Raw genomic sequence first — 11,929 nt, forward strand, 5'->3', positions numbered from 1 at the left:
AGGAGAAAGCCATGACCGACAAGCAACAATCCACCGATCCTACCGATTCCGCCGCGCACAGCGCCGACGAGTTGTTCGACTTTCCCTGCGATTTCCCGATCAAGGTGATGGGCAAGACGCATCCGGAATTTCACGACACGATCGTCAGCCTGCTCAAGGAGTTCGACAAGGACTTCGACGCATCGCGTGTCGAGGCGCGTCCGTCGTCCGGCGGCAATTACACGGGGCTCACCTGCACCGTGCGCGCGCAGAATCGCCCGCATCTCGACGACATCTATCGCGCGCTCACCGGCCATCCGATGGTCAAGGTAGTGCTTTGATCTTGCCCGCCGGCGCGTCGCACACCGCCGGCGTGCGCTCGTAGAGCAGCCTGAACTGCTCGGCCTCCTCGAAAACCCATTCCCTGAACGCCTGCACGCGCTTCGTCTGAAGCAGCGCCGTTGGGCACACGAAGTAGTACTTCCACGGGCTCGGGCCGTCGATATTGAACAGCCGCACGAGCCGTCCCGCACCGATTTCCTGCATCGAGAGCGAGCGGCGCACGAGCGCGATGCCCTGACCGTCGATCGCCGCCTGCAGCAGATTCGACGAATCCTCATACAGAACGCCGCGCCTCGGTTCCTCGATATCGGTAAGCCCGGCCGCGTCGAACCAAGGGCGCCAACGCTCATCTTCCGAGCGCAATAACGGCAGGTTCGCGAGATCGCGCGGCGTTCGCGGCAACTCGCCGCCGCGAAAATTCGGCGCGCACGCGGGGAAGAACACTTCGTCGAGCAATTCCTCCGAGTGCAGCCCCGCGTACTTGCCGAAACCGAAGCGGATCGCGACATCCACGTCGTCGCGGTTGAAATCGGTGAGCGCGTTCGTCGACAGCAATTCGAGATCGATTTCCGGATGCTTTTCGATGAACCGGCCCACGCGCGTCGTCAGCCACCGCGCCGAAAACGACGACAGCATCGAGACGATCAGCCGGCGGTCGCGATCGCCCGAACGGATGCGCCGCGTCGATTCGGCCAGTGCGACGAGCGCCGCGCGCACTTCCGCCGCGTATTGCCTGCCGCGGTCGGTGAGACGCACGCGCTTGCCGTCGCGCGCGAAGAGCGACACGCCGAGTTCGGCCTCCAGCGCGCGGATCTGATGACTGACCGCGCCGTGCGTGACGAAAAGCTCGTCGGCGGCGCGGGAAAAGCTCTCGTGTCGGGCGGCGGCTTCGAAGGCGCGCAGCGCGTTCAGAGCGGGAAGCTGTCGAAGGTCCATGTGGATTGTCGGCGTTGTCGTTGTCAATACAGCTCACATAGCAGTGAAAATTGATCGTTTTGCCTGATGCCTTGCCACGCCTAGGATTGTAGTCATCGAAACGTTCCCTTGGCGGAGTCGATCATGCGAGAAATATCAACAAGCGTCACCTTCGAAATCAAGCCCGGCGAAACCGTGCCGATGCGCATCGCACGCGGTACGCGTCTCACAGTCCACGGCAGCGCCGTCTGGGCGACGCGCAGCAATGACATCGAAGATTACTGGCTCGTCCCCGGCGATAACCTCAAGCTGCGCGAACGCGAGCGGCTCTGGCTTTCCGTCGAAGGCGACCGTCCGGCTTATGTCGTCTTCACGATCCTGCCGCGCTGCGACGAGCGTGCGATGCACTGGGTTTCGACCAGCATCGAGCGCCTCGCGCAGCGGTTCCGCGCCGGATGGCGCACCGTCTGAGCCAACTATTCGCATTTGCCATCGAAGGCATGCGAATTCACCATCGGCGGGCATGGGGCTATTTCGGTAAACTACCGGCACCATGTCCGCCACATCGCTCGCAGTCCCACAAGAATTCGACGACGCGCCCGACACCGTGCTCAGTTCCGGTGAGTTTCCGGTCGCGTTGCGCTGGCGCGGCCTCGAGCCGTACGGCCAGAGTTTCGACGCGATGCGCGCCTTCACCGACGCCCGCAGGCCCGAAACGCAGGACGAAATCTGGCTCGTCGAGCATCCGCCCGTCTTCACGCTCGGTCTCGCGGGCGATCCCGCGCATCTTCTGCTCGCTCAAAGCGGCATTCCGCTCGTCAAGGTGGATCGCGGCGGACAAATCACGTATCACGGGCCGGGGCAGATCGTCGCTTATCTGCTGATCGATCTGCGGCGCCGCAAACTGATGGTGCGCGAGCTCGTGCGGCGCATCGAAGAGGCCGTGATCGAAACCCTCGCGACGTATAATCTCGCGACCGACCGCAAGGCCGGCGCGCCGGGCATCTATGTGGCGCGGCCATCGGCGCGGCAGGCCGAACGAGGCGCGAACGTTCGTTCGCGCGAGCTCCATCAAGGCGCGAAGATCGCCGCGCTCGGACTCAAGATTCGCAACGGCTGCAGCTATCACGGCGTGAGCCTCAATGTGAGCATGGACTTGCAGCCGTTCCTCGCAATCAACCCGTGCGGCTACGCGGGACTCGAAACGGTCGACATGGCGACGCTCGGCGTCGCGGCCGACTGGCGCGACGTAGCTCTCGTGCTCGCCGAACGGCTGGCACTTCAAATCGGCGGCCTCCCCGCAACTTCCGCCGCAACAACCGGATCGACCGAATGACTGACGCAACCGCAAACCTGGCCGGCGATACCGCTGCTCCTGTCTACGACGCCACTGCAAAGCAGAAGGCACAAGCGAAGACGTCGCGTATTCCGATCAAGGTCATCCCGATCGAGAAGCTGAAGAAGCCGGACTGGATCCGCGTGCGCACGGCGACCGGCAACTCGCGCTTCAACGAGATCAAGCACATCCTGCGCGAGCACAACCTGCATACGGTGTGCGAGGAAGCGAGCTGCCCGAACATCGGCGAATGCTTCGGCAAAGGCACCGCGACGTTCATGATCATGGGCGACAAGTGCACACGCCGCTGCCCGTTCTGCGACGTCGGCCACGGACGCCCCGATCCGCTCGACGCGGACGAGCCGCTGAATCTCGCGCGCACCATCGGCGCGCTGAAGCTGAAGTACGTGGTGATCACGTCCGTCGATCGCGATGATCTGCGCGATGGCGGCGCGGCGCACTTCGTCGAGTGCATCAAACAGGTTCGCGAGCATTCGCCGGAAACGCGCATCGAAATTCTGACGCCCGATTTCCGTGGCCGTCTGGATCGTGCGATCGGCATTCTGACCGCCGCGCCGCCCGACGTTATGAACCACAATCTCGAAACGGTGCCGCGCCTCTACAAGGAAGCGCGTCCGGGTTCGGACTATCACCATTCGCTGAAGCTTCTGAAGGACTTCAAGGCGCTGCATCCGGAAGTCGCGACGAAATCGGGCCTGATGGTCGGTCTGGGCGAAACGGAAGAAGAAATCCTTCAGGTGATGCGCGATCTGCGCGCGCACGACGTGGATATGCTGACGATCGGTCAATATCTGCAACCGTCGGAACACCATCTGCCGGTGCGGGCTTATGTGCATCCGGATACGTTCAAGATGTACGAGGAAGAGGCGTACAAGATGGGCTTCACGCACGCGGCGGTCGGCGCGATGGTGCGTTCGAGCTATCACGCGGATTTGCAGGCGCACGGTGCGGGCGTGGTTTGAGCGCTTCCGGCTCTGCCTGAAAAGAAAAAACCCACGGGCGACCGTGGGTTTTTTTATGCTTGAATGAATGTTGCAGCCGTCCAGATCATCGGACACCCGCATTCCGGATTTCCAGAAACCCGGATTGCGCATGATCATGCACTAAGAAATATCCCAGCGAATCAACGACTTAAAAAGCACGAAGCCTGGCATCGCCCTTGCGATATAAACGGCACGGCCCATGAGCCGCCCATAAAAGTCAAGGAGACAAACAGATGAACCCTCTCGCATCCAAACGTCCCTGAGTCCGTCGACGAAGCGGCTTTTCGCTTACGCGGCGCGATTCAGCGTGCGCATCCCACAGATTCATCCGCGCACCCAGAAAGCTTCTCCACGTCCAAGCTCGCCGCTGGCTGTACCTCTGCCAATCGCTTGTTATTGCCTGGAACCATCGTGAAAAAACCTATCCATAAAGTCCTGTACGTGCAGGTGATCGTGGCCATCATCATCGGCATCGCGCTCGGGCACTTCTATCCCACGCTCGCCACGGACATGAAGCCGCTCGGCGACGGGTTCATCAAGCTCATCAAGATGGTGATCGGACCGATCATCTTCTGTACCGTCGTCACCGGCATCGCCGGCATGGAAGACATGAAGAAGGTCGGGCGCGTCGGCGGCAAGGCGCTTCTGTACTTCGAAATCGTGTCGACGTTCGCGCTGATCCTCGGCCTCGCCGCGACGCACATCCTGAAGCCCGGCGTCGGCTTCAACGTCGATCCGGCCACGCTCGACCACAAGGCCGTCGATTCGTTCGCGACGAAGGCGCACGGTCAGAGCACGGTCGACTTCTTCATGCACATCATCCCGGACACGCTGGTGTCGGCGTTCGCGCAGGGCGAAATCCTCCAGATCCTGCTGATCGCGCTGCTGTTCGGCTCGGTGCTCGCGCATATCGGCGAGCGCGGCAAGGTCGTGACGAATTTCATCGAAGGGCTGTCGAGCATCCTGTTCGGCATGGTCGGCATCATCACGAAGCTCGCGCCGATCGGTGCGTTCGGCGCGATGGCGTTCACCATCGGCAAGTACGGCATCGGCTCGCTGCTGCCGATGCTCAAGCTCGTCGGCACGTTCTATCTGACCTCGATCATCTTCGTCGTCTTCGTGCTCGGCGCGATCGCGCGCATGGTCGGCTTCAGCATCCTGAAGTTCGTCGCGTACATCAAGGAAGAAATGCTGATCGTGCTCGGCACGTCGTCTTCGGAAGCGGCGCTCCCGCAACTGATGCTCAAGCTCGAAAAGCTCGGCTGCTCGCGCTCGGTCGTGGGTCTCGTCGTGCCGACCGGTTATTCGTTCAACCTCGACGGCACCAACATCTACATGACGATGGCCGTGCTGTTCATCGCCCAGGCAACCAACACCGATCTCACGTGGGGCCAGCAGTTGACGCTGCTCGCGGTGACGATGCTCACGTCGAAGGGCGCGAGCGGCGTGACCGGCGCGGGCTTCATCACGCTGGCGGCGACGCTCGCCGTCGTGCCGACCATTCCGCTCGCGGGCATGGTGCTGATTCTCGGCATCGACCGCTTCATGTCGGAATGCCGCGCGCTGACGAACATCGTCGGTAACGGCGTGGCGACGGTCGTCGTGTCGGCGTGGGAGAAGGAACTCGACCGCAGCAAGCTGAAGGCGGCGCTGTCACGCGAAGTCGACGTGACCGACCGCAACGAAGCCGAAACGGTCTGAGCGCGAGCACATCATGAACGCGGCGAAGCCTCGATCCACGAGCGCTTCGCCGCGTTCGCTCGCCGGCTCGTTCTCGAAGCCTTACCCAGAAGGCGCGTATGCCACAATGACAGATCCTCATTCGCGGGATTCTGCTCACGTGACGCGTCGCATCCTCGTGTTTTTCGCGCTGTGCGCCGCGCTCGTGGCGTGCTGCGCGCTCACGTGGCATCTCGCGTGGCAGAGCGGCATCGACGAACTGAGGCTCAATGCCGCCGCGCGCGTCGATCGCACGACGAACACGCTCAAGAGCACGCTCGACCGCTACGAATATCTGCCGTATCTGCTGTCGCGGCATCCTGTCGTGCAGAACGCACTCGATCATCCCGATAAAGCCAACGTCGAGCGCGCGAACCGCTATCTCGAAGATCTCAACGCGCGCGCGCATGCCACGGTCACCTATCTGGTCCGCTCGAACGGCATCAGCGTCGCCGCGAGCAACTGGAACGCGGCGGACAGCTTCGTCGGCGTGGACTATAACTTCCGGCCGTATTTCATCGATGCGATGAAAGGCGGCGTCGGCCGCTTCTTCGGCATCGGAACCATCTCGATCGAACCGGGCTATTACATCTCGCAGCCGGTCTATCGCGAGGGCACGCGCGAGATCATCGGCGTCGCGGTGGTGAAGCTCAATCTCGAATGGCTGCAAGGCGCCGATGCGTCCGAGCCGCTCATCGTCACGGACGATCACGGCGTGATCTTTCTTTCGTCGGTGCCGGCGTGGAAATATCACACGGTGCGGCCGCTGCCGCAGAACATCGAGGCGTCGGTCTATGCGACGCGCCAGTACGCGCAGCAAGCCATCACGCCGCTGCCGATGACCGTCGTGAAAACGCTCGAAGGCGGCGCGCAGATCGTGCGTGTCGGCGGCGGGCGCAAGGCGCCGGCGTATCTCGCGACGCATCGTTCGATCGGCGAGCCCGACTGGCAACTGATCACGATGGCCGCGCTCGATCCCGTCGAAAGCGCGGCGCAGAACGCGGTCATCGTCACGGCGCTCGTGTTCGTGTCGCTGTGCCTGCTCGCGTTCTACTGGCGCATGCGCCGCGCGCGCGTGCGCGAAATGATCCGCAGCCGCGAGTTGCTGCAGACCGCGTACGCCGAGTTGAATCAGCGTGTCGCGGAGCGCACGGCCGACTTGTCCGAAGCGAACGCGCAACTGACGAAAGAGGTCAACGAGCGCACGCGTGCGGAGCAGGATTTGCGCGCCGCGCACGACGAACTCATTCAGGCGAGCAAGCTCGCCGCGCTCGGCCAGATGGCGGCGGGCATCACGCACGAACTCAATCAGCCGCTCGCCGCGTTGCGCAGTTTCTCCGACAACACGCGCGTGCTGATCGATCGTGGCGATCAGGCGGCGGCGCGCGAGAATCTCGAAGCGATCGCATCGCTGACCGAGCGCATGGGCAACATCACGAATCAGTTGAAGCTCTTCGTCACGAAGGCGCGGCCGAAGAACGCGCGCGCGGACGTCGCGCGAGCGCTGCGCCAAGTGTTCTCGATGCTGCGGCCGCGCACGAAGAATGTCGCCGTCGATATCGCGCCCGAGCTTGCGGAAGGCAGCGCGCCCATGTTCGTGCGCTGCGAGGATTTGCGGCTCGAACAAGTGTTCATCAATCTGATCGGCAACGCGCTCGATGCGGTCGCGTCGTGCGACAAGCCGCGCATCGTCATCGAACTGAATGTGCACGCGGACACGATCGAACTCGTGGTGCGCGATAACGGCCCCGGCATTCCCGCCGACGCGCTGCCGCGTCTTTTCGAGCCGTTCTTCACGACGAAGGAAATGGGGCAGGGCCTGGGCCTCGGGCTCGCGATCTCATCGGCGATTGCACGCGATTACGGCGGCACGCTGCTCGCGCGCAATCGCGAGGCGCCGATCGTCGCGGACGGACCCGAAGGCGGCACACAGGCCGACGCGGACGGATCGTACGGCGCAGAATTCGTACTGACGCTGCGTCGCGCGTAGCATTCGAAACATTGAATCGAGACAAGACAATGAGCACCGGTTTGCAGGTGATCTTCATCGAAGACGACGAACTCGTGCGCCGCGCGAGCGTGCAGACCCTGCAACTCGCGGGTTTCGACGTGACCGGCCACGGCAGCGTCGAATCCGCCGCGCGCGCGATCGACGCGAGTTTCCCCGGCGTGATCGTGAGCGATATCCGTTTGCCCGGCGCGAGCGGCCTCGATCTGCTCGCGCAATGTCGCGAGCGCGCGCCCGAAGTGCCGGTGATCCTCGTTACCGGCCACGGCGATATCTCGATGGCCGTGCAGGCGATGCGCGACGGCGCGTATGACTTCATCGAAAAGCCGTTCGCGTCCGAGCGGTTGATCGAAGCGGTGCGCCGCGCGCTGGAGCGCCGGTCGCTGGTGCTCGAAAATCAGGCGTTGCGGCGGGAGCTGGCGGGCCAAAGCCGCATCATCGGGCGCAGTCCGGCGATCGAGCAGGTGCGGCGGCTGATCGCGAACATCGCGCCGACGGATGCTTCCGTGCTCATCAACGGCGATACGGGCGCGGGCAAGGAACTGATCGCGCGCAGCCTGCACGAAATGTCGCCGCGTCGCGACAAGCCGTTCATCGCGGTGAATTGCGGGGCGCTCCCGGAGCAGATGTTCGAATCGGAGATGTTCGGCTACGAGGCGGGCGCGTTTACCGGCGCGCAGAAGCGGCGTGTCGGCAAGCTGGAACACGCGTCGGGCGGCACGCTTTTTCTCGATGAAATCGAGAGCATGCCGCTTTCGTTGCAAGTGAAACTGCTGCGCGTGCTGCAGGACGGCGTGCTGGAGCGGCTCGGCTCGAATCAGCCGGTGCGCGCGAATCTGCGCGTCGTCGCGGCCGCGAAGGGCGACATGAACGAACACGTCGCCGATGGCACGTTCCGCCGCGACCTGTTGTATCGGCTGAACGTGGTGACGATCACGCTGCCGCCGCTCAACGAACGCCGCGAAGACATCGTTCCGCTCTTCGAACATTTTCTGCTCGATGCAGCCGTGCGCTACGAGCGCCCCGCGCCGCTCATCACGGATCGTCAGCGCGCGGATCTGATGCAGCGCGACTGGCCCGGCAACGTGCGCGAGCTGCGCAACGCGGCGGATCGCATGGTGCTCGGCATTCTCGATGACGGCGGCGCGGCCTCGCTCGATGTCTCGACGCAATCGCTCAAGGAACGCACCGAGCAGTTCGAGCGCGCGGTGATCGCGGAAGCGCTGGAGCACTGCGGCGGCGCGGTCGCGGTGGCTGCGGACCGGCTGCAGCTCGGCAAGGCGACGCTGTACGAGAAGATCAAACGATATGGAATCGTCGTGAAGGGCGATTCGTCCGAGCGATAAAAAAGGCCCGCTGGTTGCAGCCAGCGGGCCTTTATCTTTTGCCTTGTGTCGAGCGTGCTTAAGCCGAACCCAGCGCCTTGTCGAGCAGTTGATCCAGTTCCGCGAACGTCGGCTCGCCGACATAGCGCTTCAGAATCTTGCCGTTCTTGTCGATGACGAAGGTCGTCGGCGTCAGTTGCACGTTGCCGAACTGCTTCGCGGCGCTGCCGTCGTCCATCGCGACCTTGAACGGCAGGTTGCGCGTCTGCGCGTAGTTGCTGACGTACATCGGCGCGTCGTAGTTCATCGCGACCGCGACGAATTCCAGGCCACGGCCCTTGAACTTGTTGTACGTGTCGATCATCTGCGGCATTTCCTTCATGCAGGTCTCGCAGCTCGTCGCCCAGAAGTTGACGAGATAGACCTTGCCCTTGAGATCGCCGGATGTGGAAATCTTCTGTCCCGAAAGCAGCGTGAAGGTCGCGTCCGGCACCTTCTGCTGGCCGCCGAAGGCGAAATACCCGGTGCAGGCGATCACGCCCGCGACGAGCGCCATCACGATGTAGCGCAGTGGGCTCTTGGCGCGCGTGGATGTGTCTTGCGTGGATTGGGACATGTCGAACCTCGTGTTGCTCTCCCGCAAACGGCGGACACCGCCGCGATGGAGACTGCTGCGTATTTTAGCGCCAATTTCGGGATGGCTTCATGACACGCCGATAAGCCCGGCATTGCAGCGCGATAATGATGGTTTTCACGTAGTGGTTCCTCATGAAACGAGTTTTCTCCGTGTTTCCGTCCCTTTTGCATCGCGCGACTGTGCGCTTTCTTCCGAACATTGCTTCGGCGAACAAACTGGTGTGCGCATCTGTCGCATGCGGCGCGCTGCTAGCCTGCACGCCGTCATACGACTGGCGCACCGTGATGAACAACGACGACGGCTATGAAGTGACGTTGCCGGCGAAGCCGCGTTCGGATGAGCGCAAGATCGAAATCGCCGGCCAGCCGATGACGATGCGCATGCAAACCGCCGAAGCCGGCGACGCTGTGTTCGCCGTCGGCACGGTAGTGCTGCCGAGCGCCGATCCGCAATTGCAGCGCGCGACGCTCGATTTCCTTCAGCAAGGGCTCGCGCGCAACGTCAACGCGCAGCCCGCCGCGCGCGCGACGCAAATCGAGCTTGCCGCCGGTGGGCGCGTGCTGGGGAGCGAGATGGAAGTGAAGGGCGAAGGCGGGGAGAGGCGCGAATCGCGGACGATCCAGGCGCGATTCGTCGCGCGTGGCGCGCATGTCTATCAACTGGCGATCGTGTCGGACAAAGCGCCGCCACGGGAGCAGGCGGATCAGTTTTTTACGTCCTTCAAACTCTTTTAGAGGAAGGCCTCGAAATTCTGCAGGTACTGATTTAAGAGTGCCTTAGTGCGGCAGAGAGAAGCTAAGTTCCTTCGTAAGTTTACGCGCTAATTCACGGATTCGTATGGACTTTTTCCGCTATCCACAATGTCTGTGGATAACATTGTGGAAAAGAGTGTGCGGTGCCGCGCAAAAGCCCAGTTCATACGGTTTACCTTACTTTGCCTTTGTTCGTGGCAAGTTAAATAATTCAATAAAATCAATGGTCTGCAAAATCAACTGAAAACAGGGGTTTGATCGGATGAAAAAGCGCCCCGGATCGCCTCAGTGTGCATAAGTCAAGTCTTGACAAGCGCTTTTCCGCTAGCAGGGCGTGGGCCAGCGTCCGCCCTTAGGGCATCACGCGGCCGTCAACAGGCGGCGATACTGAACCGCTTCGGCGACATGCGACGCATCGGGCATATCGGCGCGGGCGAGATCGGCGATCGTCCGCACAACTTTGAGCACACGGTAATACGCCCGCGCCGACCAGCCGAAACGCTCGCCTGCCGCGCGCAGCAACGCTTCGCCCGCGGAATCGGGGCGGCAGACTCCGTCGGCTTCGCGGCCATCGAGATCGCGGTTGATCTTGCCCTGACGCTGCATCTGGATGTCGCGCGCTGCCGCGACACGCGCCGCGACGCTGGCGCTCGACTCGCCGCGCTCCACCACACGCGCCGACAATTCCGCGGGCGACAACGCCGGCAATTCGATCTGAATGTCGATGCGGTCCATCAGCGGACCCGACAATTTGCGCAGATAGCGCGCGGCGACATCGGGCGAGCAGCGGCAACGTCCGCTCGGATCGCCGCGCCAGCCGCACGGGCACGGGTTCATCGCGGCGACGAGCTGGCAGGCCGCCGGAAAATCCGCCTGATGCGCGGCGCGCGAAATCGTGATCTGCCCGACTTCGAGCGGCTCGCGCAGGGTTTCCAGCACCTTGCGATCGAACTCGGGAAATTCGTCGAGAAATAAAACGCCGAGATGCGCAAGCGTGATCTCGCCCGGCTGCGGCGGATTGCGCCCGCCGACGAGCGCCGCCGCGCTCGACGAGTGATGCGGCGCGCGAAATGGCCGCCGCCGCCACTGCTCGGGCGTGAAGCCGATCGAACTCGCCGAGAGGATCGCCGCCGAGGTGAGCGCTTCGTCGTCGTTCATCGGCGGAAGCAGACCCGGCAGGCGCGCGGCGAGCATCGATTTGCCCGCGCCGGGCGGCCCGACCATCAAGAGGTGATGTCCGCCCGCCGCCGCTACTTCGAGTGCGCGGCGCGCGGCGGGATGACCGATCACGTCGGCGAGATCGGCGGCTGGCGTATTTGTCGGGGCGAGCGGTGCGGCGTGAATCGGTCGGAGTCGCGCATCGGGGACATCGTTCAGATGCGCGCAGAGCGTCGGCAAGTCCGCCGCGCCGAAGACATCGATGCCCGGCACCAGCGCCGCCTCCGCCGCGCTCGCGAGCGGCACGTAGATTTCCGGGATGCGCGCGTCCGAAGCGCGCATCGATGCGTAGTGACGCGCCGCGCCGCAGACCATTGCGAACGCGCCGCGCATCGGACGCAGCGCGCCGGTCAGCGACAGCTCGCCGGCGAACTCGCGATGCTCCAGCGATTCGGCTGGAATCTGCCCGCTCGCGGCGAGAATGCCGAGCGCGATCGGCAGATCGAAGCGACCGCTTTCCTTAGGCAGATCGGCGGGGGCGAGATTGACGGTGATTCTGCGGACGGGAAAGTCGAAGCCGCAGTTCTGAAGCGCGGCGCGCACGCGCTCGCGGCTTTCGCGGACTTCGAGATCGGGCAGACCGACGATGGAAAACGACGGCAACCCGTTGGCGAGATGGACTTCGACGACGACTTCGGGCGCGCGCCCAGGAGCGGGCGCGCGGCTGCGTACCACGGCAAGCGACATGATTTCA

11 protein-coding genes are annotated in these 11,929 nt (G+C 63.2%); 8 read left to right on the plus strand and 3 right to left on the minus strand.

Features of this window, described 5'->3' with window-relative positions; genetic code table 11:
* Nucleotides 1-11 precede the first annotated feature (11 nt).
* On the plus strand, nt 12-320 hold the full coding sequence (locus QCE73_RS01090) for a DUF493 family protein (protein WP_187608689.1): 309 nt from the start codon (nt 12-14) through the stop codon (nt 318-320).
* Here the strand turns inward: QCE73_RS01090 and QCE73_RS01095 are convergent.
* On the minus strand, nt 304-1,257 hold the full coding sequence (locus tag QCE73_RS01095) for a transcriptional regulator GcvA (protein ID WP_035497511.1): 954 nt from the start codon (nt 1,255-1,257) through the stop codon (nt 304-306). The genes QCE73_RS01090 and QCE73_RS01095 overlap by 17 nt on opposite strands.
* A 123-nt stretch (nt 1,258-1,380) precedes the next feature.
* Between QCE73_RS01095 and QCE73_RS01100 the strand changes: the two genes are divergently transcribed.
* The 6 genes from QCE73_RS01100 (at nt 1,381) to QCE73_RS01125 (ending at nt 8,649) form a co-directional block, all read left to right on the plus strand.
* Nucleotides 1,381-1,707, plus strand: coding sequence for a DUF2917 domain-containing protein (locus tag QCE73_RS01100; protein WP_035497927.1), 327 nt, complete (start codon nt 1,381-1,383; stop codon nt 1,705-1,707).
* 82 nt (nt 1,708-1,789) lie between these two features.
* Nucleotides 1,790-2,572, plus strand: a complete 783-nt coding sequence (gene lipB / locus QCE73_RS01105; RefSeq protein ID WP_309879458.1) for a lipoyl(octanoyl) transferase LipB — start codon at nt 1,790-1,792, stop codon at nt 2,570-2,572.
* A complete protein-coding gene (gene lipA, locus QCE73_RS01110) occupies nt 2,569-3,555 on the plus strand; it encodes a lipoyl synthase (RefSeq protein ID WP_309879459.1) in 987 nt (328 codons plus the stop codon). Before lipB ends, lipA begins: the two co-directional genes overlap by 4 nt.
* 432 nt (nt 3,556-3,987) lie before the next feature.
* Nucleotides 3,988-5,277 carry a dicarboxylate/amino acid:cation symporter gene (locus QCE73_RS01115; protein WP_035497514.1) on the plus strand — a complete coding sequence of 430 codons (1,290 nt, stop codon included), beginning with the start codon at nt 3,988-3,990 and terminating at the stop codon, nt 5,275-5,277.
* A gap of 13 nt (nt 5,278-5,290) precedes the next feature.
* Nucleotides 5,291-7,285, plus strand: coding sequence for an ATP-binding protein (locus QCE73_RS01120; RefSeq protein ID WP_404989725.1), 1,995 nt, complete (start codon nt 5,291-5,293; stop codon nt 7,283-7,285).
* 29 nt (nt 7,286-7,314) lie between these two features.
* Complete coding sequence (locus QCE73_RS01125; RefSeq protein ID WP_309879461.1) at nt 7,315-8,649, plus strand: sigma-54 dependent transcriptional regulator; 1,335 nt, start codon at nt 7,315-7,317, stop codon at nt 8,647-8,649.
* Between the two features lie 58 nt (nt 8,650-8,707).
* Here QCE73_RS01125 and QCE73_RS01130 read toward each other — a convergent pair whose 3' ends face one another.
* Nucleotides 8,708-9,244 (minus strand): peroxiredoxin, encoded by a 537-nt coding sequence (locus QCE73_RS01130; RefSeq protein WP_061116845.1) that lies wholly within the window; start codon nt 9,242-9,244, stop codon nt 8,708-8,710.
* A gap of 152 nt (nt 9,245-9,396) precedes the next feature.
* Here QCE73_RS01130 and QCE73_RS01135 point away from each other — a divergent pair, with 152 nt between their 5' ends.
* The gene (locus tag QCE73_RS01135) at nt 9,397-9,999 is read left to right on the plus strand and encodes a hypothetical protein (RefSeq protein WP_404989726.1); all 603 of its coding nucleotides are present in this window, start codon (nt 9,397-9,399) and stop codon (nt 9,997-9,999) included.
* Nucleotides 10,000-10,377: 378 nt separating this feature from the next.
* Here the strand turns inward: QCE73_RS01135 and QCE73_RS01140 are convergent, their stop codons facing one another.
* A complete protein-coding gene (locus tag QCE73_RS01140; RefSeq protein ID WP_309879463.1) occupies nt 10,378-11,922 on the minus strand; it encodes a YifB family Mg chelatase-like AAA ATPase in 1,545 nt (514 codons plus the stop codon).
* Nucleotides 11,923-11,929: the final 7 nt, after the last annotated feature.

The organism is Caballeronia sp. LZ029 (assembly GCF_031451275.1).
Classification (GTDB): Bacteria; Pseudomonadota; Gammaproteobacteria; order Burkholderiales; family Burkholderiaceae; genus Caballeronia; species Caballeronia jiangsuensis.

Excerpts from the sequence above, each read along its gene's own strand:
- QCE73_RS01095 (WP_035497511.1), bottom strand. The coding sequence starts at position 1,257 with ATGGACCTTCGACAGCTTCCCGCTCTGAACGCGCTGCGCGCCTTCGAA.
- lipB (WP_309879458.1), top strand. The coding sequence starts at position 1,790 with ATGTCCGCCACATCGCTCGCAGTCCCACAAGAATTCGACGACGCGCCC.
- QCE73_RS01125 (WP_309879461.1), top strand. The coding sequence starts at position 7,315 with ATGAGCACCGGTTTGCAGGTGATCTTCATCGAAGACGACGAACTCGTG.
- QCE73_RS01100 (WP_035497927.1), top strand. The coding sequence starts at position 1,381 with ATGCGAGAAATATCAACAAGCGTCACCTTCGAAATCAAGCCCGGCGAA.
- QCE73_RS01140 (WP_309879463.1), bottom strand. The coding sequence starts at position 11,922 with ATGTCGCTTGCCGTGGTACGCAGCCGCGCGCCCGCTCCTGGGCGCGCG.
- lipA (WP_309879459.1), top strand. The coding sequence starts at position 2,569 with ATGACTGACGCAACCGCAAACCTGGCCGGCGATACCGCTGCTCCTGTC.
- QCE73_RS01135 (WP_404989726.1), top strand. The coding sequence starts at position 9,397 with ATGAAACGAGTTTTCTCCGTGTTTCCGTCCCTTTTGCATCGCGCGACT.
- QCE73_RS01090 (WP_187608689.1), top strand. The coding sequence starts at position 12 with ATGACCGACAAGCAACAATCCACCGATCCTACCGATTCCGCCGCGCAC.
- QCE73_RS01120 (WP_404989725.1), top strand. The coding sequence starts at position 5,291 with ATGAACGCGGCGAAGCCTCGATCCACGAGCGCTTCGCCGCGTTCGCTC.
- QCE73_RS01130 (WP_061116845.1), bottom strand. The coding sequence starts at position 9,244 with ATGTCCCAATCCACGCAAGACACATCCACGCGCGCCAAGAGCCCACTG.